The sequence below is a fragment of the Ramlibacter humi genome (genome assembly GCF_004681975.1).
GTDB lineage: Bacteria > Pseudomonadota > Gammaproteobacteria > Burkholderiales > Burkholderiaceae_C > Ramlibacter > Ramlibacter humi.
In genome coordinates this window covers 25,986-52,840 of sequence record NZ_SMLK01000012.1, presented here as the reverse complement: position 1 = coordinate 52,840, position 26,855 = coordinate 25,986, and the positions used below count along the sequence as shown (strand labels likewise).

Below are 26,855 nucleotides of genomic sequence, written 5' to 3'. Positions count from 1 at the left end.
CGAACCGCACCGTCGGCGTACGTGACAGAGGTCAGCCGGTTGGCCGTGTCGTAGGCGTACTGGATCAGCTGGCCGTCCGGCGCCATGATGGACTTCAGCAGCCCACTCGGCGCGTACACCAACGAGAGCGTGCGGCCGAACGGATTGACCACCTGCGTCAGCTGGCCGTTGGTGTACGCATAGCTGGTCACCCAGCCGTTCCGCTGCGTGACGCTCTTGGCATACGCTGTACCCGTCCCCGTGGGCTCGAACAGGTACACGTCATCGTTTCGGGAATCCTTGATCCGCCATTGCGTGCCAGAGATCGTCAGCGTGTCGGCAGAACCCGCCGCCGCCCAGGGCGAGCTCGTGTTGGCGCGGGTGAACGTGATGACATAGCCATCGCCCAGCGTGATCACCGCCCTCGTGCTGGTGGACGCGAGCACGTGCAGCAGGCCCAGTCGCCAGCCGATGCCCATGGGCACCACGGCATCGCGAACGTTGCTCAGGTAGGTGCGCACCACGTCGGGCCCGCGCCCCGCCGGATCAACGTAGTCGACTTGGACTTTCGACTTCGCTCCCGTGCCCGGCAGGATCGGCTTGCCCACCTCCGAGCCATCCTCGGCGGGGCAGGAGTTCTGTGGTCCGTACGCCGCGCCAGGGGGCAGCGGGGGCGCCTCGCAAGCGGTACCGTTGCGCGCCACTTGATAGCCCAACGCGCAACCACAAGTCTTCGACGCAGCGTCGTACGTTGCGTTGACCGGGCACTGCGGACCAGCGAAGCAAAGGTCTGAATCCAGGTCAAAAGCCGTGCCGCTCGGACATTTCGGCGACACCGGCAGGTTGGAGAAACCGACAGAGGGATCGTGGCCGTTGCCGGTACCCGTGCACAACCAACCACTAGTACTCTTGACCGCACCTGTGAAGGTGTAGCCGTGGTTCGCGATCAACTGGGCACATGCGCCGCTCGGCGTTGATCCTTGCCAATAGCCCCCGTAAGGATCGTGGACGGTTTCCCAATACGACGGCCCCACACCCGACGTACCGCCAAACGGAGAGAAAGCGCGCGACGTCTGTTTGACCTCGCAGCCGTTGTGAGCAGCGTTCTCGCGAAACTGCGCCTTACATGTGCAGCCAGAATCCTCCAGCGCGGCATTCGCCGGACACGCTGCAGGGATGCACTTGTCTGTGATTGGATTGAAACTGGAACCGGCAGCACACTGGTCGCTGACAGGCAAGTTCGAAAAACCGACAGATGGATCGTGACCATTCCCAGTACCAGTGCACAGCCACTGCGTCCCGCTCTTCACCGCCCCCGTGAACGTATAGCCATGATTGGCAATCAGCTTGGCGCACGCGGCACTCGGTGTCGGCCCTGTTCCTTGGCCTCCATAAGGATCCCGAACCGTGATCCACGATGGGGGGTCCACCGGTGTGGTGTCGGCAGCCGGGAACGAGGCATGGGCATGCATCGACAAGAACGTCGCCAGAACGGCTAAGACCCGTACGCTCGCCGAAAGAAGACCAGCCGCCGTGAAGCGCCTGCGCTCAATCCGAATGAACAGATTCCAGCAGCGCGGCGCAGCCGCGTCCGCAGATCGACCCCGGAGGGCCTCATTCCATGTTTTCATTGTTGTTCGACCCCTCCCGACCCACGACGCATACCGTCCACCGAAACGTCGGCGTGACGAGTGGGCCTGGAGTCCTCCCTAAGTTCCGCACAAGCGGGCTATCGATTGTTCGAGCGCATGCAGCACATCGCGGAGGCACTCTAGGTGTGCGCTCGCCTGGAGGTCAATCCTGTTCATTTCGTCAATGTGTCATCGCTGCCACGAAGTGGACGAGGTCATCTGGCGTCTAGAACCGAACCCATCTAAAGTCCCGCCCCACAAATCAGGGGGGGCTCTTTTGGAAAGCGCGACCGCCAGCGTCGATGAGGACTGGCGCATCCACACGTCGAGTTCTGCGCCAGCAATGGCTCGCGACCGACGATCACATCACTCCTCGGGCTTCACCCTCCTAGAGCTCCTCGTGGTGGTTGTCATCATCGGCCTGCTCGCTGGGCTGGTGGTGCCGCGCTACTTCGATACCGTCGGCAAGTCGAAGGCCAAGATCGCCCGCGCACAGATTGACGCGTTGGAGAAGGCTGTGGAGCAGTACCGACTCGATGTGGGACGACTGCCTACTGCAGATGCAGGATTGAGCGCATTGCTCACCGCTCCGCCCGGCACGCCGAAGTGGCAAGGGCCTTACCTGAAAAAGGGGGTGCCTCTGGATCCTTGGGGGAATGCATACGTGTACACGCTTTCGCCAGACGGTCGCGAAATGGATATCTTGTCCTACGGCTCCGACGGAAAGCCGGGCGGCGATGGGGACGCCAGCGACATCTCGCTGGCGACTGCGCCGCAATAGGGCTGGCGTCCATGGATCTGAAGCGATTCCGTGTGGTGGCGATCGACGTGCGCGGGTTGGTGTGCCGACACGAGGTTCAAGGCGAAAGCGTTGAATCGGCCTGCGCTGCACTGACCGAACAGGGGTTCACGATCGTCGAAGCGGCACACCAGGATGGCCTGATGCCGAAAGCGCGCTTCTCTTGGACCGGGCCGGCGTTTCACGCAGGCGTGTTCGCGGAAGACCTGGCGATGCTGCTCGGGGCGGGCATGACCATCACCGACGCGTTGAACGTGTTGTCCATGCGTGAGCAATCCAGCGCCGGCCAACGCCTACTGGCGCAAGTGATCGAATCTCTGCGCGGGGGACAGGCATTGTCGCAGGCGCTGGGCGAGCATGAAGAAGTATTCCCCGCCCTGCTCGTCTCCACCATAGCGGCCAGTGAACAAACGGGTGATCTGGTGTCTGCGCTGGAAAGGTATGCCGCCCACCAAAGAAGCTTCCGCGCACTGCGTGATCGCGCGGTGGGTGCATGCGTCTATCCGCTCCTCCTGCTCGCCCTGGGCACCGTGATTTTCCTGTTCCTGGTGTTTGCGGTCATCCCGCGGTTCTCGCGCCTTCTCGACGGCACGACCGGCGACTTGCCTTTCCTCTCGGCGATGCTGTTGTCTTGGGGCAGGCTGCTCGATGAGAACCCCACCGTCTACGGCCTGGCCATCGCCGCGCTGTTTGCGGCCGCTGGTGCGTGCTGGACGGCTCTGCGAAGCCGCGAGACGCGCGCCAGGCTCATTGCGGGGATTCCGATCATTTCGCGCCTGGTGCGCGAGTTTCGCCATCTGCAGATGTACCGCAGCCTGTGCCTGCTGACGGGGGGGGGCATCCCGCTCGTTCACGCACTCGCGTCCAGTCGCGTGCTGCTGGACCCGCACGATCAGATCCGCCTTGCGCACGGCATGAGGGCGATCTCGAACGGCGCTTCCATCAGCTCGGCGCTCGCGGAATGCGGCCTGGCCGATCCGGTGGCAACGGGCATGCTGGCCGCCGCGGACAAGACGGGCACGCTGCCCCAAATGCTGGACCGCATTGCCGGCTTCTACGAAGCCGCGCTCACGCGCAACATCGAAGTGGCCAGCCGGCTGATCGAGCCCCTGTTGATGATCGCGATCGGCACCGTCATCGGCGGGCTGGTGCTGCTGATGTATCTGCCGATCTTCGATCTGGCGTCGCGGATCGGGTGACCCAGTGAAGCTGCGAGAAGAAGGCGTTCTGATGCCTACCGCGGGCAGCACTGCGGCAATGACATCGCTTGGGCCTATGGTCGCGGCCGGACTGCCGCCATTGGCTTTTGACGATCTGGCCTCTTTCGAGATCGACCTGACACTCTGCTCGGTGGCCGAGTGCCGCAGCCGGTACGGAATGATCGGCCGCTTCCGCGGCGCCGATACGAATCACGCCCCGGAAGGTTTGTGCGCGATCTTCCTCGACTCGCTGGACCTGCAGCGCCAGCAATGGTTCGAATTCCGGCTGGAGGCCACGCCTTTCGTGGAAAGGTACGTCGTCGAGGAACCGGTGCTGGCGCGTTACCTGGATTCCGTCGAGGAGCGTGTGCGGGTCCTCGACAGTCTCCACGTGCCAGTATCTCCACCCGGGCAGGAAGCCCGTTCGCCAGGCGTGGAGCTCTCCTTGTCAGGCATCGAGGGCGAGACCAACTCGGTCGTGCGCCTGGTCAATTCGACCCTGTACGACGCGTTGCGCTCGGAAGCTTCGGACATCCATCTGGAGCAGCACCGGGAAGGCCTGCACGTGAAGTACCGCATCGACGGCGTGCTGCATCTCGCAAAGAGCATCGAGGGCGGCCAACTGATCGCCGAGCAAGCCATCTCGCGCATCAAGGTGCTGGCGGACCTGGACATCTCCGAGCGCCGCATTCCGCAGGACGGCCGCTTCAAGATTGTCCACGGCGGGCGGGATATCGACCTTCGCGTCTCCATCATGCCCAGCCTCTTCGGCGAAGACGCGGTGCTGCGTGTATTGGACCGCAAGCACATCGCGCGCGGCGAAGGCCGTCTCACGCTGGATGCATTGGGCTTCGACGAAGCAACCAAGAGGTTCGTCCGGCGTTCAGCCAAGCTTCCGTACGGCCTGCTGTTGGTGACGGGCCCCACCGGCAGCGGCAAGACAACCACGCTGTACGCGGCGCTGTCGGAGATCTACACCGGCGAAGACAAGATCATCACGATTGAGGACCCGATCGAGTACCAGCTGTCGGGCATCCTGCAGATTCCGGTCAACGAGAAAAAGGGCCTGACTTTCGCGCGCGGCCTGCGGTCCATCTTGCGGCACGATCCCGACAAGATCATGGTGGGTGAGATCCGCGACAGCGACACGGCGCACGTCGCCGTGCAGGCGGCGCTCACCGGCCACCAGGTGCTGACGACGGTGCACGCGAACAACGTGTTCGACGTGATTGGGCGCTTCGCCAACATGGGCGTGGACACCTACAGCTTCGTCTCGGCGTTGACGGGGGTAATGGCGCAGCGCCTGGTGCGCACGCTGTGCCCGAAATGCGCCAGGCCCGCGGCAGGTGGGCAGCGCCTGGCCGTGGGATGCGAGCACTGCCGAGGGTCGGGCTACAAGGGGCGGCGCGCGCTGGCCGAAGTCCTGCCAATGGACGACGAGCTGAGGGACCTGTTGGTCAACCGTGCGTCCATCACCAGGATCAAGCAGCAGGCGGTGCGCAACGGCTTTTCAGGGCTGCGGGCGTGTGCACTGCAGTTGGTGGCGGATGGCGCCACCACGCTGGAAGAAGCCGAGCGGATCGCACCGGAGGAACTGGCGTGAGCACGGCCCTCCACCTGGACATCGGGGCATCGACGGTTCACTCATGGCTACGGCAGGACGATGGCTACTCGCGCCGGCTGCTGCGGTTGCTCGGGCGCAAAACCAATGAGGCGCCGGCCCCTCAGCCTCACGTCGCCGCATATCACCCTGAACGAAACCCGGTGGACGCAGCGGAAGCCGCATGCGACGAAGCATTGAGTCTCGCTCAAGGTCCGAGCACGGCCGTTTCAGGGCTTCACGTACAGCTTGGTTTCCGTTTCTCGCGCGTCGGGCTCATCGAGACCGGCCAGATCGACTCACGGCATCGCGTACGCGATGCCGGCGAGGCGATCGGCGGGGCGTGGCTCAAGGCAGTGCTGGGCATGGACCCGCAAGGGTGGCTGCTAAGGTGCGAGCCTTGCGGCCCCACCGGGATGCTGCTCTCGTGCGTGAAGGCCGACATCGTCGAGCGGTTGCGCACCTTGGCGGCCAAGCATCGCGTCCCGCTGAAAAGCTGCCGGCCCGCAGCTTTGGAAGGCATGCGTTTGTCCGCTGCGCACGGCGCGGTGGAAGCCGTCACCCTGTGGCAGGAAGAAGAGCCGGAGGCTCACCCGGTTTCGCAGTTTTTCGGCACCCGGCAAGGCCAGCTCGTTTCCACCTGGCGTGGCCGCCTGCCGCGGTGCGACGATCCGCTGCATCCCGCTCTGCTCAGACTCAAGACCGGGGCCGGCATCTCCAGCAACGCAGGGGTAAACATCGTGCGCTGGCCCCGCAGCGCTGCGCCCGGGGCCGTGGACACCTGATGGATTTCGCCCACCCCCGCCGCGTCGCCCCCGCCTGGCAGTGGGGCGTGCTGATGCTGTCGGCTGCCCTGCTCGCCGGAGCGTGCATGTACCTGCAGGTACAGCAAGCCGAACTGCGGCACGCGCAGCAGACCCTGGCCAGCGAACGCACTGCCTTCGCCAGTCAGGCGCGCGCGTCCACCAACCACGCCAGCGCGACCGTCGATGCCACCGCCCTGAAACGCATCAAGGCTATCTACGCGACGCTCGATCTGTCTTGGACACCGATCTTTGAATCGCTGGAGAACGCGCGCACAGGCACCAACAATCGGGTGAGGATCGCCAGCATCTCGCACGTGCTGGACGACGGTGGCGAGTTCCGGTTCCATCTTTCGGGTAGTGCAGCCGACCAGACAGCGCTGCTCCAGTACGTTCGCACCTTGGGCGAACTGGGCACCTCGAAGGCGACGCTGCTCACCCAGAAGCCGGAGCCCGGCCAGCCAGGGCTGGCGTTCACCCTCGAAGTCGCGTGGAAGCAATCGGCCGCCGACAGCCGCCGCAACTGAGATGAGCGCGATCGACTTCTCCGTGCTTCGCGGCTTGCGCGATCGGGTTATGGGTGCAGCGCCCAGGCCCATGCTGCTGAGTGCCGTCGTCGCCCTCGCGGCCGTCGTCGTGGGCGTCACCGGATGGGACACGAGGAAAGAATCTCTGGCCGTGCAGGACAAACTCGCGAAGCTGAAGGAACGGCACGCGGCGGAAGTGCGCAAGCCGCAACCCGTGGAACCCTTGGCCGCATTGGCGCCTTTCGGGTCGCACCTGGATGACCTCGACAGCCTGTTCCAGCTCGTGGCGCGGCACCACCTCACCGGCGCCACCGCCACGTATTCCAAGGAGCAACTGCGCGAAGCGCGCATCGTGCTGCGGCGGGTGGAACTGCCGCTGGACGGCAGCTACGCCGACGTGAAGGCATTCGCCGCGGACGTCCTGCGCAAATCGCGCAATGCCTACATCAGCGCCTTTCGCGTCGACCCGCCGGCCGCGCAGTCTGCGTCACCCAGGTTCGTGCTGCAGTTGACTTACGTCTATCGCGACATGGAGGCCGGGGATCCGGTGCGCTGATGGCGATGTCTCGTCAGGCCTGGTTCGTCATCTGCGGCATCGCGCTGCTGGTCGGCGCGTGGATCGCCGCGTCGAAAGATCCGGCACCCAAGCTGAGCTCATCCGCAAAAGCTCCGGCCGCAAGAGGCTCGCCTCTGCCTCCACCTGTTGAAGCATCGGCAGACGCATTCAGGCTTTCCACCACGGAGCGCCTGTCCGATGCCATCAGCGCGGACCCGTTCGCACCGCTCGAATCTGTGGCCGGCGCCAAGCAAGCCGCGGCATCCAGCCCGGCTAAGGTCAAGGTGGCCAAGAAGCCGGTACCGGCACCCGTCATCGCTGCTGCGCCGCCCCCTGCCCCACCACCGCTTCCGGCGGTCAATGTCATCGGAAGCATCAGCGGCGCCGACGTGGGCGGCGGCAAGCCGGTCGCTTTCGTGCAGTACCAAGGCTCGATCTATCCCGTGTCGGAAGGCGACGTGCTGGCCGGCGCCTACAAGGTCACGGCGTTCTCGCAAGGCCGGCTCGAGCTCCTTCATCTTTCCACCCAGCAGAAGCAGGTCGTCAACCTGCCGCCACCATGACGCCGCACCCACATTCGCCACCTCTTCGTCTCGCCCTGCTCACCGCGGCCGTGCTTCTGGCCTTGGGCGGCTGCGCGTCAGTCGAGAACGCGAAAGGCCGGGTCCAGATGAAGACCGGGCATGTGGATGAGGGAATCGAATCGCTGGAGAACGCCACACGGATGGCGCCCACCGACGCGGAGTTCAAGCTCGACTACCTGCTCGCGCGCGAACGCACAGTCCAAGAAGTGCTTGCCATCTCCGACAAGCTGCGGGCGGAAGGCAAGCTGAACGAAGCCTTGGTGGGCTACGAGCGCGCCCAGAAGATGGATCGCGGCAATGCCCGCGCCATCACTGGCGCCGCGTCTATCCGCCAGGACATTCGCAACGACAAGGCCCTTGCCAGCGGCGAAGCCTTCTTGGCACAAGGCAAGCCAGAACTGGCCCTGGACCGCGCCAGCCAGGTGCTGGAAGAGCATCCGCAGAATCGTCGCGCTCGCACCCTGCGCGACGCCGCGATGGATGCCCAAGCCGCGTCCGAACAGGAGAGATCCAAGGCCGCAGCCGCAAGGGCGATCCTGGAAAAACCCGTTACGCTGCAATTCAACGACGCGCCTTTGCGGCAGGTGTTCGAGGCATTGTCCAAGTCAACGGGCCTGAACGTGCTGATGGACCGCGACGTGAAGCCGACTTCGCGCGCGACCATCTACGTCAAGGACATCGCTGTGGGCGATGCCATCGACTTCATCTTGCTGCAGAACCAGTTGGAGAAGCGGGTGATGAACGGCAACACCATCATCGTCTACCCATCGGTTGATGCAAAAAAAGCGGAATACGAAGACCTGACCATCCGCTCGTTCCAGGTCACGAATGCCGACATCCGCTACCTCAGCAACCTGCTCAAGACCATGCTCAAGCTGCGCGAGGTGGCAGCTGACGAGCGCAGCGGAATCCTGGTGGTGCGCGACACCCCGGAGCGCATCCGCGTCGCGGCCCGGCTCATCGCAATGCACGACGTCGCCGATCCGGAGATCATGCTTGAAGTGGAGGTCCTGGAGGTCACCAGCACGAGGCGCAGCAACCTTGGTGTGGTGCCGCCAGGCGGCATCTCGGTGAGCACGCCGACCTCGGTGACGACTTTGGGCCAGCTGAAAGCGCTGGGTACCAACGATCTTCTGGTTTCGCCGCTGTCCGCCACGATCAACTTCAAGCTGGAAGACAGCGACACCAAGCTCCTGGCCAGCCCGCGCATCCGTGCTCGCAACCGCGAAAAGGCAAAGATCATGATCGGTGACCGCGTGCCGACGATCACCAACACGGTCACCCCGATCAACACCGGCTCTTCGGTGGTGACGGGCAATGTCAGCTACCAAGATGTCGGCCTGAAGCTGGAGTTTGAGCCGAACGTCTATGCGAACAACGAAGTCGGCATCCGTGTAGCACTGGAAGTCTCGAGCATCGCTGCGGAGTTCACCGACCCTCAAGGCGGCCGTGCTTATCAGATCGGCACGCGCAACGCCACGACCAACTTGCGGCTGAAGGACGGCGAGACGCAGATCCTTGGCGGCCTCATCACCGACCAGGACCGCAACGTCGCCAGCAAGATACCGGGGCTGGGGCATCTGCCCGTCGTGGGCAGGATCTTCGGCAACAACGATGGCCGGGCGGACCGCAGCGAGATCATCCTGGCGATCACGCCGCGCATCGTGCGTAACCTGCCCGCGTCCGCTGCTGCCGATCGCGCCATCTACAGCGGCAGCCTCAACGCGATCCGGGACAGGCCGATCCTCGCTGAGCCGCTCAGCGGGCTGAAGTTGGCTTCTCCAGTGCTGGAAGGAGCTGCTGCACCGGTGAACGCCGCGGCGCAACCAGCGAGTGGCGGCGTGATCTTCAATTCGGCGCCAACCGGGTCTGCGACTAGCCCCGCAGCGCCCTCAGCACCGACGACGCAAGCCCCTAACGCGGCGCAGGGTCTTCCTGTACCGCCGCCCATGTTCGTTCGCCCCTCGCCCGCCACGAAATGAAACTGCGGCCGCCATGGCAGTCAGTCACGGCATCTGCGTGCCTGGGGTACACGTTCGTCGAACTGTTGATCGTTCTAGCACTTATCGCTTTGCTGCTTGGCATTGCGTTTCCCCGCTATACGTCGGCAGTGGACGGTGCCAAGGAGCGCGCCCGCGCCCAGAACCTGGACACGTTGCGTGACGCGCTGGACAAGTTCCGCGCCGACCAGGGCCGCTACCCTGCCGAGTTGGCCGAATTGGTTCAGAAACAGTATCTGCGGAAGATCCCGCTGGACCCGGTGACTGGCACCAGCCAGTGGCGACTTGTGCCAACAGCGCAGAAGGCGGATGGAGGTATGGTGGACATACTTCCACCGGAAGATTTGTTGCCGGCGTCACCGGTCCCAGCGGAAGCTCCCACGTGATCACCCGTAAGCGAAGTGTCGGGTTCACACTGGTGGAATTGCTGGTCACGCTGGCCATCATCGCAATCGCCGCCAGCGTGATCCTTCCGCTCGCTACCGTGGTGGCACAGCGGCAGAAGGAAGCGGAGCTGAGAACAGCGCTCATCGCCATCCGCACGGCGCTGGATCGCTATAAGGCAGCGGCCGACTCCGGGCAAATCGACAAGCCGACAGGCAGCTCCGGGTACCCGCCAAATCTCGAGGTGCTGGCCATCGGTGTGCCCCGCAGCGCGGCGGCCGGCATCAACGCCACCCCGCTTGTCTTTCTGCGCCGCGTGCCGCGGGACCCCTTTCATCCCGACCGCACCGTACCAGCGGCACAGACATGGAATGTCCGCAGCTACGGCTCGCCGCCGGACGATTTCCACCCAGGCGCGGACGTATTCGACGTCAGTTCGCAATCAGAGCAGCCGGCACTGGACGGCAGCAAATTGAAGGACTGGTAAGGTGGCCCACCGCCGCAACGCCCAATCCGGTGTCGCGCTCATGGGTGCGCTGGTCTTCCTCTTGCTGCTCACGCTCCTTGGCGGCTTGATTGTCGAGAGCGCACAAACGCAGAAGCGCCGCAGTGATGAAGAGCAATTGCTGTTCGCCGGCGATCAGATCCGGCGCGCGATCCTTTCGTACTACAACACTGTGCCGACAGGACGGGGAAGAAGTCTTCCGGATTCGCTTGACAGCTTGTTGGAAGACCGCCGGTTCCCAACACCCATGCGCCACCTCCGCCGGCTCTACCCGGACCCGATGACCGGCAACGCCGACTGGGAGTTCGTACGCGAAGGCGGCGGAATCGTGGGCGTCCACAGCCGCGCCTCACAGAAGCCGTTCAAGCAGGCGGAATTCTCAACGCCGTACGAGACTTTTTCGGGAGCGACTTCATATGAGAGCTGGGTGTTCCGAATCCAACGTTGATAGCACCTGATCGCGTTCAGTGGGGATGGTGCGCGCTTGAGTCGGGAGGGCGCGATTCCTGGCTTTCGACTTGCAACCAATGTCGAGGCGCCGAAAACGCGATGGGAGCGCGCGCACGATCAAATGAAAGCACGCTCGAAGCGCGTAGCCCTGAGAGCGCCAACCGTGCGAAACACCAAGACAAGATCGCAGTCCAGGAATACCGCATCGCTGTTCTCGCGCTCATTGGGCGACAGCGTGTAGACGTACGCATTACCCAAGGCCGGGGGCACTGCCTTTTTTGACGTGCCAAGCGGCGCGGTGAGCAGTGCGTCCAATCCTGCATCAGCAGTAGGTAACGCTATAGCGATCCCAACGGTCTGCAGCTCTGCTGACGCCGTGGGGGTCATGCCCGGGCTTACCCGGACAGCGGCCACGTGAACGAAGACGCCACTGCTGCGACGGTAATACCGCAGCCCGCGCAGCAGAGCTGGCCTAAGGGTTGAGTTCCGGTGCGCGTGCCATGCACTCATTCGTTTGCATGAGTTACCCCACAGTAGCCTGGTCCTAGATTGCCACCTGTGAGGTCTAGCTTAGTGATCAGTATTCAACACCTTCGGTGTTTACTTAATAAAGATGAATTCTCTTGGGAGGAATGTGAAGAATCTTAAGTGCAGCGCCAGCCTTCTGGTCATTCTTGCAGGGCTGGGTACGGTGCCTGCGAGAGCGGAGAAGCTTTTACTGTGGTCCACAGGCTATAACGGAGATATTCCAAAGGAAGAGCGGTATCCGCGATTGGACCCGGATGAAGCATGCGAGCTATCCTATCGCTATATATTTAAGGGGTCCATTTACTCCCATAGCTACGTTGTCTCCCCCCCTCGGTGGGAAGGGGACACATGGGGGCTCCAGTGCTTTGGTACCTGGGACGGTCGACCATTTGATGATTCTGGATCCGGCCAATGGTTCGATGTCGATATTGCGGACGTTGTTCCCCCACCGAAGGCATCGTGTTCAAGTCCGCTGGTGGGCAATCCGATCGAACCACTTACAGGCGCCAAACGAGAGGAGATTGGAACTGGGCTGTCACTAGCAGGTATTCCGCTCGTTCTCACCTACGACAGCACGACGAGGTCAGGTTTACGAGCATATGCAAGACCTGCAGCCGCAGCGAAACCGTTGGTCGTTGGAGAGCTGTGGTCAAGTTCGTTCCACCAGCGCCTGATTGTTGGGGCCCAAGGGAAGGTCCTCGTAGCAAGGCCCGACGGAACGGCTGTCAGCTTTTCGGCGGATGGCGCCGGGGGATATTTGCCAAACCCTGGCCACGCTGACCGGCTGCTGAAGCTCGGCACTGGCTTCCGGTACCTGGACATGGTCAGAAGGGCGGTGGAAACGTATAACGCCGCCGGGCTGCTGCAGGAGATAGCGTTTTCTGGCGGAAAGCGATTGGCATTCGTTTACTCCACGGCATCGACTTCTGCGGACATCGCTCCCGCACCGGGCTATCTCACCGAGGTGCGGGACCAATCGGGCAGGTCATTGACGTTTTCGTACCGCCTGCCTGCCGGTGCGGCGCCTGCAACCGGCGGTCTGCTGCGGCGTGCTGCGAACAGTCAAGGCGAGGCCATCTCGCTCACGTTCGATGGAGCCGGCAACCTTACTCAGCTCACGAATCAGGATGTCTCTGTCAAGACGTTCCTCTACGAGATCAGTGCATTGCCTTGGGCTCTAACCGGCATCCAGAACGAGCTGAACGTCCGCTTTGCCACGTTTTCCTATGACGCGGCCGGCAGAGCGATCTCGACGGAACACGCCGGTGGCGTGGAGAAATACTCGGTCAGCTATCAAGTAGCACCAGAGCCCAAGAATGAGGAGCAGTACGGCAGCGCGGGATCGCGCATGCAGATCGTTGTGCAGCACAAGTGGGTAACGCCTTCCGGCATACAGATCACCGACCCGGGTGGCACGGTGCGCACCATCGGCGCCGTCGATGTGAACGGTCGGCCTCAACTCGCATCCAACAGCCAACCTGCTGGCAGCGGATGCAGCGCTGCGACCTCGGCTCAGACCTATGACAGCGACGGCAATCTGGCGAGCCGCGACGACTTTGATGGCCACCGCAGCTGCTACGTCCAAGATCCCGCTCGAGTCCTGACGCTGACAAAGGTGGAGGGTCTTGCAAGCGATCAATCGTGCTCGCAGGTGCTCGCCAGCGGAGCGGCGTTGCCTGCCGGAAGTCGAAAGATCAGCACCCAGTGGCACCCGGACTGGCCGCTGGAGCGGCAGGTCGCCGAGCCGGGCAGGATTCGCACCTTTGTCTACAACGGACAACCCGACCCAACCAACAACAACGCGATCGCGTTTTGTGCCCCCAGATCGGCGACGCTGCCTGACGGAAGGCCGATCGCGGTGTTGTGCAAGGAAGTCCATCAAGCAACGAAGGACTCCAGCGGTGCACAGGGATTTGCTGCGGAGCTTGACCAAACCATTGAGCCGCACATCACTGAGTGGACGTACGACACCAGAGGAAGCGTCAACTCCATTGCAGAAGGCGGTATCCCGCGCGCGACGTACTTCTACTACCAAGACACTTGGTATGAGTCCCCCGCCCCGGACGCCAGGGGCCACGCTGTCGGCGATCTGAACTTTGAGATCAACGGAGTGGGCCATTTCACTCAGTTCTTGGCGTATGACCATGCCGGCCGCTTGGTGAAGAGCGTTGACCCCAAGTCCTCGACCACGGAGTACGAATACACGCCGCGCGGATACGTGTCCAGTGTTGCGGTTACCCCACCCGGGGGCGACCCGCGCACCACCCTGTACAGGTACGACGCCACCGGTGCGCTCTTTCAACTTAGAGCGCCGGATGGATCATCCCGTGGCTACAGCTACGACGCAGCTGGCCGCCTGGTGGGCAGCAGCAGCTCGCAAGGCACGCGCGTGGAGTACACGCTGGACAACTTTGGCAACAGGGTAATGGAGCAGCAGCTGGGTGCCGGCGGCGAAGTCATTCGAAAGATCACCCGAACTTTCGATGCGCTGAACCGAGTCGAGAGCGTGCAAGAGGAGGCGCAAAAATGAGCAAGGCAGTTTCACTGACATTGCGCGCAATGCGCTCCGGCCTTCGCCGTCGTGGTGGGAGAAGCTCGATCGCTCGAGGGGTGCCCGCACGACCGTCAGCCCGCGTCGCGGCGGCGCTCATGTTGCTCGCCTCAGGTGTTGCCTCGGCCGAGCCTGCGATCTGGCGATACGGCTACGACCCCCTCGATCGCCCCACGACGATCGTGAGCCCTATCGGGCAGACCACACACATTTACTACGACGCGCTGGGCCGCCCGCAGCAGATGCAACAGCCGGCCAACACTGGCGAGACCACTCCTACAGTCACGGACCTGGTCTACGACTTGGGAGGTGCGCTCAAGAGCGTCAAGGATTCGCGCGGCGTCACCACAAACTACGTACGCGACGGCTTGCGGCAAACGCGCACTCAGAACAGCCCGGACAGCGGCGACACAAGCGTGACCTACGATGCCCGAGGCCGTGTTCGCACGCGCACCGATGCACGCGGGCGTACAGCCACGCTCACCTACGATGCCTTGGACCGGATTGTCAAAATCGTAGCTGGCGCTGCAGCGCCCATTTCGTTTGAGTACGACGGGGGCGACGCTCCGTACTCGGGCGCGACTGGCCAGCTCACCAAGATGACAGATGCGTCTGGCCAGACCACTTTCGACTTCGACTCGGCTGGAAGGCTCATCCGCAAAACCTCGATCATTGCGGGAAAGGCCTTCACTGTGGCGTACAGCTGGGGAGAGAGTGGCCCGGAGCTGGACAAGCTGATTGGCATCACATACCCAAGCGGCAGCCGCGTGAACTACGGTTACTCCCGCAGCGGAGTGGTCGAAGTTTCCGTTACACCGGTAAGTGCCGATGGCGCAGGCCTCAGCGCATCCAGCTTGCCGCTCTTGAGTGAGGTAAGCCAAAGTGGTGAACAAATAACCGGGTGGTCCTGGTCAGACGGAACGCGCAGAACCATCGACTACGACGGGCGTGGGTTCGTGTCTGGCTACAACCTCGGAAACCCACTCGGAACTGGGGCCGCGGCAGGCATGCAGCGCACTTTGCAGCGGGACGCGGCAGGTCGCATTCTGGGCTTCACACACACCAGCAATGGTCAGCCCTTGGTCGCACTGGATCAGTCCTTCACCTATGATGATCTGGACCGCCTGGTATCGGCCGTGCAGGGCAGCACGGCCACTCAGTACAGCTACGACAGCACCGGAAATCGCACCGCACGCACCATCGCGGGCGTCAGGTACGACAACACCATCAGTGCGAACAGCAATCGTCTTGTGCAAGTGCGCGATACCATGGGGACTGCAACGATCGCGCACGACGCCATGGGAAACATCATCGGCGACGCAAGTTCGACCTATGTTTACAACGACATGGGCCGACTGAGTAGTGCATCAGGTGCCGCAGGCACAGTAGCGTACTCCTACAACGGCTTTGGGCAACGCGTTGCAAAGAACGGACCGACCAACCTGGTGCCCACTGGATCGGGCTTCTTTGTCTACGACGAAGGCGGTAGGCTCTTGGGCGAGTACGGTGCAGATGGCACACCGCTGTATGAAACCGTCTACTTGGAGCAGATTCCTGTCGGCGTCATGAAGCTCAACGGCACCGCCGCAGGCAACAACCTGTCTGTGAGCCTGTACAACGTGTACACCGACCACATCGCCGCCCCCCGGGTCATCACCCGTCAGGATCAAAGCATCGTCTGGAGGTGGGACACAGCCGAAGCCTTCGGCTTCAGCTCTCCTGACCAGAACCCCAATGGGCTGGGAGCCTTTGTCTACAACCAGCGCTTTCCTGGGCAGGTCTTCGATGCCGAAACCGGACTCTTTCAGAACTGGTACCGGGACTATGACCCTCGGCTCGGCCGATATCGGCAAAGCGATCCCATCGGGCTCAGTGGCGGCATAAACACCTACGCCTACGCATACGGAAACCCGCTGAGATACGCGGACCCGCTCGGACTATATACGGAAGTCGTCTTTTGGCGTGGCGTAGGTGGAGGTGAGTCGCAGTTCGGCCATATCTCGACCAATATCAACGGCGAAAATTATTCATGGGCACCGCCAGGGCAATGGGACACTAAGTATCCCTCTGCATCAGATTACAACGCGCGACAACAAATGTTCCGAGATGGCAGCGGAGTGATACTGAACTTGACACCCGAGCAGGAAAAGGCGCTTGCCGCCTGCATGAAAGCGGCGAGTGGCAGCTACAACGTGATCTCAAATAACTGCGGAACATCTGTTCAAGACTGCTTGCAGAAGGTCGGTGTTCAGTTTAACAAAGCTCTTCGGCCCGTATCAATCTACGAGAGCTTGCGCGACTCTCCTTCGGCTATCGGCAATACGATTTACCCGGGGCCGGAAAGAAACGGCGAGCCTCTCGACAATCCATCTGTTTGGGGCTTCTGATGATCTGGCGAAGCCTTGTTGTCGCCACTGCCGTGTTGTCAGCTTTCGTGGCGGTCATTGTGGGCGTCTTTGGTGGGCATAGGGTGATCTTGGTCGCAAAAGGCGAAGTTGCTATCGATAACTATCCTGTCCCGGGGCCCGTACCCATCATGCGGATGATCGCCGGTCAGCGCGCGAACGTTCTTGGTTGTGATGACCTGAAGTCATATCCGGCCATACATGTGCGTCTGACTGATGGAACTGAGGGCTATGTTATTGACGGCGCATACGAGTTGAATTCGGCGCCCATCTGGCATTTCAACGGCAGCCCGGTAACGTTCTTCTGTCCATAGCCCAACTTCTCGGGATGCGTGCGCCTCCCACCGAGGACGGGCAGGTCCGCATGGTCATGCCGGCTCTCCTCTCGCCGGAGCAGGCCGTCAAAGAAGCTTCCTAGTGGTGACGACCTCGAGGCATGGAATGTTCGCAGCTACGGCTCGCCTCCGGACGATTTCCACCCAGGCGCGGACGTGTTTGACGTCAGTTCGCAATCAGAGCAGCCAGCACTGGACGGCAGCAAATTGAAGGACTGATAGGGTGGCCCACCGCCGCAACGCCCAATCCGGTGTCGCGCTCATGGGGGCACTGGTCTTCCTCTTGCTGCTCACACGGCGGCTTGGGTTGTCGAGAGCGCACAAACTCAGAAGCGCCGCAGCGACGAAGAGCAATTGCTGTTCGCCGGCGACCAGATCCGGCGCGCGATCCTCTCGTACTACAACACCGTGCCGGCAGGACGTGGAAGAAGTCTTCCGGACTCGCTGGACAGCTTGTTGGAAGACCGCCGGTTCCCAACACCCATGCGCCACCTCCGCCGGCTCTATCGAGACCCGATGACCGGCAATGCCGACTGGGAGCTCGTCCGCGATGGGGCGGAATCGTTGGCGTCCACAGTCGGTCCTCCCAGAAGCCGCTCAAGCAGGCGGAATTCACAGTGCCGTACGAAGGCTTTTCGGGGGCGACTTCGTACGAGGGCTGGGTTTTCCGAATTCAACGCTGACTGGCGTCCTCCCATAAGGCGCTGGATCACGGTGGACGATGCTGGGCCTTAAAAGACAAAAGGCCTTGATTTCTCAAGGCCTTTACTTTCGAGGATTTCGTTGGACCCGTGTGGACGGGTCCTTGGCGGAGCAGGAGGGATTCGAACCCTCGATACGGGAGACCCGTATACCGGATTTCGAGTCCGGCGCATTCGACCACTCTGCCACCGCTCCTGAATTCGGTCATCGCGTGGTGCGAAGCCTTGGATTCTAGCGCAGCTCCGGCCCCCGCTCAGGCGCCTCAGGCACCCAACCGGGCCAGTCCACCCAGGTAGGGCCGCAGCACCTCGGGCACGGTCACCGTGCCGTCGGCGTTCTGGTAGTTCTCCAGCACCGCGACCAGCGTGCGGCCCACCGCCAGGCCCGACCCGTTGAGCGTGTGGACGAGTTCGTTCTTGCCTTGCGCGTTCTTGAACCGCGCCTGTAGGCGGCGGGCCTGGAAGGCTTCGCAGTTGGAGACCGAGCTGATCTCGCGGTAGGTGTTCTGCGCGGGCAGCCAGACTTCCAGGTCGTAGGTCTTGGCGGCGCCGAAACCCATGTCGCCGGAGCAAAGCAGCATCACGCGGTAGGGCAGCGCCAGCTTCTGCAGGATGGCTTCGGCGTGCGCGATCATCTGCTCCAGCGCTTCGTAGCTCTTGTCGGGGTGCACGACCTGCACCATCTCGACCTTGTCGAACTGGTGCTGGCGGATCATGCCGCGCGTGTCGCGGCCGGCACTGCCCGCTTCGGAACGGAAGCACGGCGTGTGCGCCGTCAGCTTGATGGGCAGCTGCGATTCGGCCAGCACTTCGTCGCGCACGAAGTTGGTCAGCGTCACTTCGCTGGTGGGAATGAGGTACAGCGCCTGCTTGTCCTCTTCCGTCAGGCCTTCCTGCCCGCCCTTGCTGACCGCGAACAGGTCGGCTTCGAACTTGGGCAGCTGGCCCGTGCCGCGCAGCGTGGCCTCGTTGACGATGTAGGGCGTGTAGCACTCGGTGTAGCCGTGCTCGCGCGTCTGCGTGTCCAGCATGAACTGCGCAAGGGCACGATGCAGCGCGGCGATCTGCCCGCGCATGACGGTGAAGCGCGAACCGCTGAGCTTGATGCCGGTGTCGAAGTCCAGGCCCAGGCCCTCGCCCACGTCGACGTGATCCTTCACCGGGAAGTCGAACGTGCGCGGCGTGCCCCACGAGCGCACCAGCTGGTTGCCATGCTCGTCCGCACCCACCGGCACGCTTTCGTGCGGCAGGTTGGGGATGGCCGCCAGCATGGCGTTGAGTTCGGGCTGGATCTGCTCCAGGCGCGCGGCCGAGCGGTCCAGCTCTTCCTTGATGCTCGCCACCTCGGCCATCACCGCATCGGCGGACTCGCCCTTGGCCTTCAGCTGGCCGATCTGCTTCGACAGCTGGTTGCGCTTGGCCTGCAACTCTTCGGTGCGGCTCTGGATGCTCTTGCGCTCGGCTTCCAGCGACTTGAAGGCCGCCACGTCCAGGTAGGGCTGCGGGTTCTTGCGCGCCTGCAGGCGTGCGACGACCGCATCCAGGTCTTTTCTGAGCAGGGTGATGTCGAGCATTCGGTCGATTCTATTCGGCGCTCCCCTTAGCATCGTGGACCCAACCAACTCCCTGGGAGCAACGCCATGCAGATCGAGGCCTACCTCACTTTCGGCGGCAACTGCGAGGAAGCGCTGAACTTCTACAAGCAGTGCCTGGGCGGCGAGATCACCGCGCTGATGCGCTACGAGGGCACACCCATGGACGGCGCGCAGCTGCCGCCCGAATGGAAACAGAAGGTGCTGCACTCGGTGTTCGACGCCAAGGGTGCGCGCTTCATGGCGTCCGACGCGCCGCCCGGGCAGCCCAAGCCCGCCTATTCGGGCATCACGATGTCGGTGTACGTGCCGGGCCCCGACCATCAGCCTGCAAGCCAGGCCTTCGACGCGCTGTCGCAAGGCGGCAAGGTCACCATGCCATTCGCGCCGCCGTTCTGGGGCGGCCACTTCGGCATGCTCGTCGACAAGTTCGGCGTGCCCTGGATGGTGACGTCCGAGCACTGAGCGGGCGGCGCGCGACGGCGCCGATGCGTTGATTCGCAACGCTCCTACGCGGCCGCGCGGCGGAATCGACGCGACGTTGAAGCGCCGGCGGCCCACACTGGCAAGGAGCCGGTGAGTGCATCCGGCCCGGGGAGCTCGTCATGAAGTACCGCTGGATCGCCGCCGCGCTGCTCTCGGGCATGGGGCTGGCCGCGTGCGCCCGCATCCCGATGGCGGACGACCGCGAAGTCTGGGGCTACACCGGTGGCGCCGCTGTCGCGCTGCACGTTCCCGGCGGCCTGCCAGGCACGCTGGACTGAAGCCGCCGCCCGGCTGTCATGCAGGCGATTGCCGCCGCGGCCGCCTGCCACTAGCCTCACACGGGTTCCATCCAAGGACCCCGGAGGCATCCCATGAACGACCTTTTCTCGCTGCAGGGCCGCGTGGCCCTGGTCACCGGCGGCTCGCGCGGCATCGGCAAGATGATCGCGGCCGGCTTCCTGCGCCAGGGTGCGCGCGTCTACATCACGGCCCGCAAGGCCGAAGCCTGCGATGCGACGGCGAAGGAACTGTCGGCGCTGGGTGATTGCATCTCGCTGCCCGCGGATGTTTCCAGCGTCGAAGCCTGCCGCGCGCTGGCCGCGGAGATCGGCCGCCGCGAACCCGCGCTGCACATCCTGGTGAACAACGCCGGCGCCGCGTGGGGCGAAGCGTTCGAGACCTTCCCCGAGAAGGGCTGGGACAAGGTGATGGACGTGAACGTGAAGACGCCGTTCTTCCTCACGCAGGCGCTCTACGACAAGCTGAAGGCCGCGGCCAGCGCCGAGCGGCCGGCCAAGGTGATCAACATCGCGTCCATCGACGGCATCTCGGTCAATCCGTGGGAGACGTATTCGTACGCGGCCAGCAAGGCGGGGCTGATCCATCTGACCCGGCGCATGGCGCTGCGGCTGGCGCAGGACCACGTGGTGATGAGCGGCATCGCGCCGGGACCGTTCGCTTCCGAGATGAACAAGCAGGCTCGCGACCACGGCGATGAAGTGGCCAGGCACGTGCCGGTGGGCCGCATCGGCAACGACGAGGACATGGCCGGCGCGGCGATCTTCCTGGCCGCGCGGTCGGGGGACTTTGTGGTGGGGGAGACGCTGGTCGTGGATGGGGGTGTGACGCACGCGCGGGGGTAGGCACTGCGATAGCCCTCACCCCACCTCTCTTCCAGAGAGAGAGAGGGAGGGAGGGAGGAAGACGGGGTCAGCCGTTCCAGGCCCAGTTCTGCGGGCCGCGGCTGGCGATCTTCAGCGCGCCGACGCAGTTGCCCAGTTCGGCGCATTTCGCCAGCGGCCAGCCCTGCTCCAGCCCGTGCAGCAGCGCGCCGCGCCAGGCGTCGCCGCAGCCGGTGGGGTCCACCACTTCGGCGGCCTTCACCGGCGGCACCAGCGTCTTCTCGCCGTGGGTCCACACCTCGCAGCCTTCGTGGCCCAGCGTCACCACCAGGCCTTGCACCCGCTTCGAGATGTCGGCCGAACTCCAGCCCGTGCGCTCGCTGAGCATCTTGCCTTCGTAGTCGTTCACCGTGACCCAGGTGGACTGCTCGATGAAGCCCGCGAGTTCCTTGCCGTCGAACATCGGCAGGCCCTGGCCCGGGTCGAACACGAAGGGGACGCCGGCGGCCTTGAACTGCTCGGCGTGCTGCAGCATCGCGTCGCGGCCGTCGGGCGAGATGATGCCCAGCTTGATGTCGGGCCGCGCGGCGATCTTCGTCACGTGCGCCTGCGTCATCGCGCCCGGGTGGAAGGCGGTAATCTGGTTGTTGTCCAGGTCCGTCATGATCATCGCCTGCGCGGTGTAGTGGCCTTCCAGCTGGCGCACGAATTCCGTGCTGATGCCCAGCTGCTTCAGGCGCTGCAGGTACGTGTCACCGTCGGTGCCCAGCGTGGCCATCGGCAGCGGCGTGCCGCCCAGCAGCTTGAGGCTGTACGCGATGTTGCCGGCGCAGCCGCCGAAGTCGCGGCGCAGGCTTGGCACCAGGAACGACACGTTCAGGATGTGCAGCTGGTCCGGCAGGATCTGCTGCGCGAAGCGGCCCTCGAAATTCATGATGGTGTCGAAGGCGAGGGACCCGCAGATGACGGCGGCCATGGTGTTGCTCTCGTTGGAAAAGGAAATCAGGGATAGAAGGCCAGCAGCTTGTAGCCGGCGATGCGGCCGCCGCCGGCCGCGGCGTTCACCGCGACGGCGATGCTGGTGGACCACTCGCCCGCGGCCGCCAGCGTCTCACTCGGCGCGCCCAGCTCGCGCGGCAGCAGCACGCGCTGCAGCACCGGCTGGTCCGACGTGTCGGTCAGCGTCAGTTGCAGCGCGGGCATGGCGACCGGCTGCGCAGCCTGGTTCTTCAGCGTGAAACTCAGGCGATAGGTGTCGCCCCGCAGGCGCGTGAAGCCGCTGTTGTCGATGAGGATGGCGTCGATGCGGTGCGGCGGGCCGATGCGGCAGCCCAGCGGCTTGCACAGCTGCTCCAGCAGCGGCTGCAGGCCTGGATTGGTCGCGGCCAGGCGGTCGCGCTCGTGCACCGCGTACTGCGCGGCCAGCAGGCCGGCCAGTACCAGCGCCAGCAGTACCAGCAACGCGCGCACCAGCGGCCGCCGCCAGAAGGCCTTGCGCCGCGCGGCACGCACGAACGACACGTCCTCCAGCCCGCCCTCGGCATGGAGGGCCGAGTCGGGCACTTCCGAATCGACTTCCTCCAGGCCCGACGGCAGCGGCATGCGCCCGCTCTCGCGCACGAACTCGTACGGCGGATAACCGGAGGATGAGTCGCTGTCGGGCGGCTGCACCGACGGCGGCGCGATCGACGACGGAAACTCGGAATACGGGCTCTCGATCTCGATCACCTCGACCTGCGAGGGGCCGAAATGGCCGTGGCCGTTCGTCGCCGGCGGCGGCGCGGGCGGCAACGGCTGGGGGACGGTGGGCGGCGAAAACTCCGCCGGTACCGTCGGCGGCACCGCGGCTTCTTCGCGCGCTGCCGGCGCCAGCCCGGCTTCCGGCGTCACAAACGGCGGATCGGCCGCCAGCACCGTGGGCGCAGGCACCGGTTCGGCGGGGCGCAGGTGCGCCGTGGCATCGAACACCTCCTGGCAGTGGCCGCAGCGCACCCAGCCGTCGGAGATCTTCAGCTGGTCAGGGACCACGCGGAACATGGTTCCGCAGTTGGGGCACCCCGTGATCAGGCTCATGGGGCGGGCATTGTAGAAGGCCCGCTCAGAGGCTGGCCGTCATCAGGATCCAGCCGTCCTCGCGATCGGACACCTGGAGCTTCGCGTGCGGCGCGTACGCCTGCACCAGTTCGGCTTCCTGGCGCTCGAGGATGCCGGCCAGCACGAGCGAGCCGCCCGCCGCGACGTGGCCGCACAGCAGCGGCGCCAGCACCTTCAACGGCGTGGCCAGGATGTTGGCCAGCACGACGTCGTAGCGGCCCTGCGCGGCATCGGGCAGGCCGACCTTTCGCAGCGCGACTTTGTTCGCCGTGGCGTTGTCGTTCGTGGCGCGCACCGCGGCTTCGTCGATGTCCACCGCGTCCACGGCCGAAGCGCCGAACTTCGCGGCGCCGATGGCCAGGATGCCGGAGCCGCAGCCATAGTCCAGCACCGTCCTTCCTTGCGGCGGATGGGCGGCGATCCAGCGCAGGCACATGCGCGTGGTCGGGTGCGTGCCGGTGCCGAAAGCCAGGCCGGGGTCCAGCCGGATCACCTGCTTCGCCTGCGCGGGCGGCTCGTGCCACGTCGGCACGATCCAGAACTCGGGCGTGATGTCCACCGGCGCGAACTGCGACTGCGTGAGGCGCACCCAGTCCTGGTCGGCGACGGGCTCGATGCCCAGCACCTGCGCGCCGGCGAAGAAGTCCTGCGCCTGCAGCAGGCGCGCGGCCTCTTCGGCGGCGGGACGTTCAGGGAAGAGAGCGAGCACCCGGGAGTGCTGCCACCCTTCGCGCGGCGGCGGCAGGCCCGGTTCGCCGAACAAGGCCTGCTCGGCTTCGGTCTGCGCGTCGGCGTCCTCGACGGACACGCTCAGCGCGTCCAGCGCCTCGAGCGCCTCGCTGACGCTCTCGACCTGGTCTTCGCCGCAGAGGAGGCGCAGCTCGAACATCGCGTCAGCCCGCGTTCAGCGCTTGTGCTGCGACAGCCACTGCTCGAGGTAGTGGATGTTGGTGCCGCCGTCGCAGAACTTGGCGTCCACCATCAGCTCGCGGTGCAGAGGGATGTTGGTGTTGATGCCTTCTACCACCGTCTCCAGCAGCGCGGTGCGCATGCGCGCCAGCGCCTGCTCGCGCGTGTCGCCGTGCACGATGATCTTGCCGATCATCGAGTCGTAGTTGGGCGGCACGAAGTAGTTGTTGTAGACGTGCGAGTCCACGCGCACGCCGGGCCCGCCCGGCGCGTGCCAGGTGGTGATGCGCCCGGGCGAGGGGGTGAACTTGTACGGGTCTTCGGCGTTCACGCGGCACTCGATGGCGTGGCCGTTGAGCACGATGTCGCGCTGCGTGAACGGCAGCTTCTCGCCGGCCGCCACCTGGATCTGCGTCTTGACGATGTCGATGCCGGTGACCAGTTCGGTCACGGGGTGCTCCACCTGCACCCGCGTGTTCATCTCGATGAAATAGAACTCGCCGTCCTCGTACAGGAACTCGAAGGTGCCCGCGCCGCGATAGCCGATCTTCTTGCAGGCGGCGGCGCAGCGGTCGCCGATCTTCTCGATCAGCTTGCGCGGGATGCCGGGGGCCGGCGCTTCCTCGATGATCTTCTGGTGGCGCCGCTGCATGGAGCAGTCGCGCTCGCCCAGGTACACCGCGTTGCGGTGCTTGTCGGCCAGCACCTGGATCTCGATGTGGCGCGGGTTCTGGAGGAACTTCTCCATGTACACCGCCGGATTGCCGAAAGCGGCGCCCGCTTCGGCCTTGGTCATCTGCACCGCGTTGACCAGCGCCGCTTCGGTGTGCACCACGCGCATGCCGCGCCCGCCGCCGCCGCCGGCGGCCTTGATGATCACCGGGTAGCCGATGCTCTTGGCGATGCGGCGGATGGTGGCGGGGTCGTCGGGCAGTTCGCCTTCGGAGCCGGGCACGCAGGGCACGCCCGCCTTGATCATGGCCTGCTTGGCCGAGACCTTGTCGCCCATGATCCGGATGGATTCGGGCGTGGGGCCGATGAACTGGAAGCCGCTCTTCTCCACCCGCTCGGCGAAGTCGGCGTTCTCGGACAGGAAGCCGTAGCCGGGGTGGATGGCTTCGGCGTCGGTGACTTCGGCGGCCGAGATGATGGCCGGCATGTTGAGGTAGCTTTGCGGCGAAGGCGCCGGGCCGATGCAGACGGCTTCCTCGGCCAGCTTCACGTACTTGGCTTCGCGGTCGGCCTCGGAATAGACCATCACCGCCTTGATGCCCAGCTCACGGCAGGCTCGTTGCACCCGCAGCGCGATCTCGCCGCGGTTCGCGACCAGGATTTTCTTGAACATGGGTCGGGTGCTTACCGCGTCACTCGATCACGAAAAGCGGCTGCCCGTATTCGACTGCCTGGCCGTTCTCGCACAGGATGCGGGTGACCGTGCCGGACTTGTCGGCCTCGATCTCGTTGAGGATCTTCATCGCCTCGATGATGCAGATGGTCTCGCCTTCCTTGACCTGGCTGCCCACTTCGACGAACGACTTGGCGCCGGGGCTGGGGGCCCGGTAGAAAGTGCCCACCATCGGCGACTTGACCGAGTGGCCGGCGGGCGCTTCGGCCGGCGCAGGACCGGCGGCTTGCGGGGCTGCGGCCGGCGTGGCAGCAATGGCGGGCGCGGCCATCGTGACCGACGAAGGAGCCATCACCTGCTGCATGGCGCCGCCGCCCTTGACGATCCGCACCTTGCCTTCGGCTTCGGTGATCTCCAGTTCGGAGACGTTGGACTCCGACACCAGGTCGATGAGCGTCTTGAGTTTTCTCAGGTCCATGAGCGGCGCGTTCTTTTGAAAAGGTTCGCGAATTTACAGCAAAACGCCGCGATTTTTACGTTTCTTCGCGTATTTTTCGTCTTCAGCACGCAGCTGAAGAGCGGAGCGAACGCTGTGGAACCTAGCCGGCCGAGGCCCAGGAGTCCAGGTCGGCGGCGGAAAGCTTGCCCATTCTACGCTGCCGTACCTGGCCGTCCGGGCCCAGTACGACGGTGAACGGCAGGCCGCCGGCCAGGTTGCCCAAAGCCTTGGCCAGCTCGGTTCCGCCCAGTCCGGCCATGCCGATCGGGTAGCGGACCGGCGTCCTGGCCAGGAACTGGCGCACGGCGCTGGGCTGGTCGATCGCCAGGCCGACCACCTGCCAGCGGTTGCCGGACTTCTGCTGGAACTGGTCCAGCAGCGGCATCTCTTCCACGCACGGCGGGCACCAGGTCGCCCAGAAATTGAGCAGCATGGTGCGGCCGCGCAGGCTGGCCAGCGCCAGTTCGCCGCCTTGCGGCATGTCGAACCTGGAGTCCCAGAAACCGGCCGGCGGCGCGGAACCCGGGCCAGGCGCGCCGCTCTCCAGCCACCAGGCCAGGCCGGCGCCACCCAGTGCGGCCGCGGCGCCGACACCGCCGATCACCAGGTTGCGGCGGCGGCTGGAGGCCGGCGCGGAAGAAGCAGCTTGGCTCATGCGCCCTCCTCCACCAGCGCCTTCACGGCATTGACGTCGCCGCGCGGGACCCGGCCGCGGGCGTCCGGCTTCAGCGCGCCGCGCAGGTCGTCGTGGTCATAGATCAGCAGGTGCACGCCGACGGGCTCGCCCAATCCCGGGCACAGGCTGGACAGGCTGAGCGCCTCGACCGATCCGCCCTGGAAGCCTGTGACCGTGCGCGCTTCGTAGTCGACACCGTGGTCGATGAGCGCGATCTCGGCCGACTTCGGGTCGTCGCAGAACAGCTGCAGGTAGATGTCCGAAAGCCGCGTGGCCGTGCCGGTCCACACGGCGCCGGCCAGGTGCGGGCGGAATTCCTGCAGCCTCTCCATCCAGGTAAACGCGTGCCGGCGCAGCGCCAGCAACTCTTCCGGCTGGGTGTCGCCGCAGAACACGGCGATGTACTCGCGCACCGCGTCTTCCACCGTGTCGTTGTCCGGCAATGCCGCGCGCTGCGGCAAGCCCAGCTGCTTGACCGCGCGGCGCTTGGCGGGGCCGTACTCCAGGCCTTCCTCGACCACCATGCGCGCTGCCGTGGCGGCGATCTCCGATTGAACGCTTTCCATCACGCAGGGATCGTACCCGCCGCTTCGCGC

27 protein-coding genes and 1 tRNA gene are annotated in these 26,855 nt (G+C 64.5%); 17 read left to right on the top strand and 11 right to left on the bottom strand.

The genetic code is table 11. The features are described from left to right. Positions 1-587, bottom strand: a 587-nt coding sequence (locus tag EZ216_RS21580) for an RHS repeat domain-containing protein (RefSeq protein WP_167773011.1), incomplete at its 3' end; no start/stop codon positions are given. 1,366 nt (positions 588-1,953) lie between these two features. Here EZ216_RS21580 and gspG point away from each other — a divergent pair. The 11 genes from gspG (at position 1,954) to EZ216_RS20705 (ending at position 11,015) form a co-directional block, all read left to right on the top strand. Next, positions 1,954-2,391, top strand: a complete 438-nt coding sequence (gene gspG, locus EZ216_RS20755; RefSeq protein ID WP_135251715.1) for a type II secretion system major pseudopilin GspG — start codon at positions 1,954-1,956, stop codon at positions 2,389-2,391. Between the two features lie 11 nt (positions 2,392-2,402). Then, a complete protein-coding gene (locus EZ216_RS20750; protein ID WP_135251708.1) occupies positions 2,403-3,608 on the top strand; it encodes a type II secretion system F family protein in 1,206 nt (401 codons plus the stop codon). Positions 3,609-3,786: 178 nt separating this feature from the next. Continuing rightward, positions 3,787-5,211 (top strand): GspE/PulE family protein, encoded by a 1,425-nt coding sequence (locus tag EZ216_RS20745; protein ID WP_439126751.1) that lies wholly within the window; start codon positions 3,787-3,789, stop codon positions 5,209-5,211. Next, positions 5,208-5,993 carry a hypothetical protein gene (locus tag EZ216_RS20740; RefSeq protein WP_135251706.1) on the top strand — a complete coding sequence of 262 codons (786 nt, stop codon included), beginning with the start codon at positions 5,208-5,210 and terminating at the stop codon, positions 5,991-5,993. The genes EZ216_RS20745 and EZ216_RS20740 overlap by 4 nt, the downstream gene beginning before the upstream one ends. Next, positions 5,993-6,538 carry a hypothetical protein gene (locus tag EZ216_RS20735; protein WP_135251705.1) on the top strand — a complete coding sequence of 182 codons (546 nt, stop codon included), beginning with the start codon at positions 5,993-5,995 and terminating at the stop codon, positions 6,536-6,538. Before EZ216_RS20740 ends, EZ216_RS20735 begins: the two co-directional genes overlap by 1 nt. Positions 6,539-6,608: 70 nt before the next feature. After that, on the top strand, positions 6,609-7,094 hold the full coding sequence (locus tag EZ216_RS20730) for a hypothetical protein (RefSeq protein ID WP_135251704.1): 486 nt from the start codon (positions 6,609-6,611) through the stop codon (positions 7,092-7,094). Further along, positions 7,094-7,657, top strand: a complete 564-nt coding sequence (locus EZ216_RS20725; RefSeq protein WP_135251703.1) for a hypothetical protein — start codon at positions 7,094-7,096, stop codon at positions 7,655-7,657. The genes EZ216_RS20730 and EZ216_RS20725 overlap by 1 nt, the downstream gene beginning before the upstream one ends. After that, positions 7,654-9,660 carry a secretin GspD/PilQ domain-containing protein gene (locus EZ216_RS20720; RefSeq protein ID WP_135251702.1) on the top strand — a complete coding sequence of 669 codons (2,007 nt, stop codon included), beginning with the start codon at positions 7,654-7,656 and terminating at the stop codon, positions 9,658-9,660. The genes EZ216_RS20725 and EZ216_RS20720 overlap by 4 nt, the downstream gene beginning before the upstream one ends. Then, positions 9,657-10,064: a prepilin-type N-terminal cleavage/methylation domain-containing protein gene (locus EZ216_RS20715; RefSeq protein WP_135251701.1), complete on the top strand. Its 408-nt coding sequence runs from the start codon at positions 9,657-9,659 to the stop codon at positions 10,062-10,064. Before EZ216_RS20720 ends, EZ216_RS20715 begins: the two co-directional genes overlap by 4 nt. Next, on the top strand, positions 10,061-10,549 hold the full coding sequence (locus EZ216_RS20710; RefSeq protein ID WP_205959727.1) for a type II secretion system protein: 489 nt from the start codon (positions 10,061-10,063) through the stop codon (positions 10,547-10,549). Before EZ216_RS20715 ends, EZ216_RS20710 begins: the two co-directional genes overlap by 4 nt. A gap of 1 nt (position 10,550) precedes the next feature. Next, positions 10,551-11,015, top strand: coding sequence for a type II secretion system protein (locus EZ216_RS20705; RefSeq protein ID WP_135251700.1), 465 nt, complete (start codon positions 10,551-10,553; stop codon positions 11,013-11,015). 119 nt (positions 11,016-11,134) lie between these two features. Here EZ216_RS20705 and EZ216_RS20700 read toward each other — a convergent pair whose 3' ends face one another. Next, on the bottom strand, positions 11,135-11,332 hold the full coding sequence (locus tag EZ216_RS20700; protein ID WP_135251699.1) for a hypothetical protein: 198 nt from the start codon (positions 11,330-11,332) through the stop codon (positions 11,135-11,137). Between the two features lie 1,048 nt (positions 11,333-12,380). On the opposite strand from EZ216_RS20700, the gene EZ216_RS20695 reads away from it, so the two are divergent. From EZ216_RS20695 to EZ216_RS20685, 3 genes are all read left to right on the top strand, one after another. Beyond that, complete coding sequence (locus tag EZ216_RS20695) at positions 12,381-14,075, top strand: RHS repeat domain-containing protein (RefSeq protein WP_167773010.1); 1,695 nt, start codon at positions 12,381-12,383, stop codon at positions 14,073-14,075. A gap of 119 nt (positions 14,076-14,194) precedes the next feature. Next, positions 14,195-16,483, top strand: coding sequence for an RHS repeat-associated core domain-containing protein (locus EZ216_RS20690; protein ID WP_167773009.1), 2,289 nt, complete (start codon positions 14,195-14,197; stop codon positions 16,481-16,483). Continuing rightward, a complete protein-coding gene (locus EZ216_RS20685) occupies positions 16,483-16,815 on the top strand; it encodes a hypothetical protein (protein WP_135251696.1) in 333 nt (110 codons plus the stop codon). Before EZ216_RS20690 ends, EZ216_RS20685 begins: the two co-directional genes overlap by 1 nt. A gap of 827 nt (positions 16,816-17,642) precedes the next feature. Here EZ216_RS20685 and EZ216_RS20680 read toward each other — a convergent pair. Next, positions 17,643-17,733 (bottom strand) — tRNA-Ser (locus tag EZ216_RS20680). A gap of 67 nt (positions 17,734-17,800) precedes the next feature. Then, positions 17,801-19,111, bottom strand: coding sequence for a serine--tRNA ligase (serS, locus tag EZ216_RS20675; protein ID WP_135251695.1), 1,311 nt, complete (start codon positions 19,109-19,111; stop codon positions 17,801-17,803). A 66-nt stretch (positions 19,112-19,177) separates the two neighbouring features. Between serS and EZ216_RS20670 the strand changes: the two genes are divergently transcribed. From EZ216_RS20670 to EZ216_RS20665, 3 genes are all read left to right on the top strand, one after another. After that, on the top strand, positions 19,178-19,594 hold the full coding sequence (locus EZ216_RS20670; RefSeq protein ID WP_239024468.1) for a VOC family protein: 417 nt from the start codon (positions 19,178-19,180) through the stop codon (positions 19,592-19,594). Positions 19,595-19,734: 140 nt separating this feature from the next. Then, positions 19,735-19,893 carry a hypothetical protein gene (locus EZ216_RS21575; protein ID WP_167773008.1) on the top strand — a complete coding sequence of 53 codons (159 nt, stop codon included), beginning with the start codon at positions 19,735-19,737 and terminating at the stop codon, positions 19,891-19,893. A 93-nt stretch (positions 19,894-19,986) separates the two neighbouring features. After that, the gene (locus EZ216_RS20665) at positions 19,987-20,757 is read left to right on the top strand and encodes an SDR family oxidoreductase (RefSeq protein ID WP_135251694.1); all 771 of its coding nucleotides are present in this window, start codon (positions 19,987-19,989) and stop codon (positions 20,755-20,757) included. Between the two features lie 67 nt (positions 20,758-20,824). On the opposite strand, the gene EZ216_RS20660 is transcribed toward EZ216_RS20665, so the two are convergent. From EZ216_RS20660 to EZ216_RS20630, 7 genes are all read right to left on the bottom strand, one after another. After that, positions 20,825-21,712, bottom strand: a complete 888-nt coding sequence (locus EZ216_RS20660; RefSeq protein ID WP_135251693.1) for a carbohydrate kinase family protein — start codon at positions 21,710-21,712, stop codon at positions 20,825-20,827. A gap of 26 nt (positions 21,713-21,738) precedes the next feature. Next, positions 21,739-22,809, bottom strand: a complete 1,071-nt coding sequence (locus tag EZ216_RS20655; RefSeq protein ID WP_135251692.1) for a DUF3426 domain-containing protein — start codon at positions 22,807-22,809, stop codon at positions 21,739-21,741. Between the two features lie 25 nt (positions 22,810-22,834). Further along, on the bottom strand, positions 22,835-23,719 hold the full coding sequence (gene prmA / locus EZ216_RS20650) for a 50S ribosomal protein L11 methyltransferase (protein WP_135251691.1): 885 nt from the start codon (positions 23,717-23,719) through the stop codon (positions 22,835-22,837). A 15-nt stretch (positions 23,720-23,734) separates the two neighbouring features. Further along, positions 23,735-25,084: an acetyl-CoA carboxylase biotin carboxylase subunit gene (gene accC / locus EZ216_RS20645; protein ID WP_135251690.1), complete on the bottom strand. Its 1,350-nt coding sequence runs from the start codon at positions 25,082-25,084 to the stop codon at positions 23,735-23,737. A 19-nt stretch (positions 25,085-25,103) separates the two neighbouring features. Further along, complete coding sequence (gene accB, locus EZ216_RS20640) at positions 25,104-25,562, bottom strand: acetyl-CoA carboxylase biotin carboxyl carrier protein (RefSeq protein ID WP_135251689.1); 459 nt, start codon at positions 25,560-25,562, stop codon at positions 25,104-25,106. 121 nt (positions 25,563-25,683) lie between these two features. Further along, positions 25,684-26,238 carry a TlpA family protein disulfide reductase gene (locus EZ216_RS20635; protein ID WP_135251688.1) on the bottom strand — a complete coding sequence of 185 codons (555 nt, stop codon included), beginning with the start codon at positions 26,236-26,238 and terminating at the stop codon, positions 25,684-25,686. Continuing rightward, on the bottom strand, positions 26,235-26,825 hold the full coding sequence (locus EZ216_RS20630; protein WP_205959726.1) for a hypothetical protein: 591 nt from the start codon (positions 26,823-26,825) through the stop codon (positions 26,235-26,237). Before EZ216_RS20630 ends, EZ216_RS20635 begins: the two co-directional genes overlap by 4 nt. Positions 26,826-26,855 lie beyond the last annotated feature (30 nt).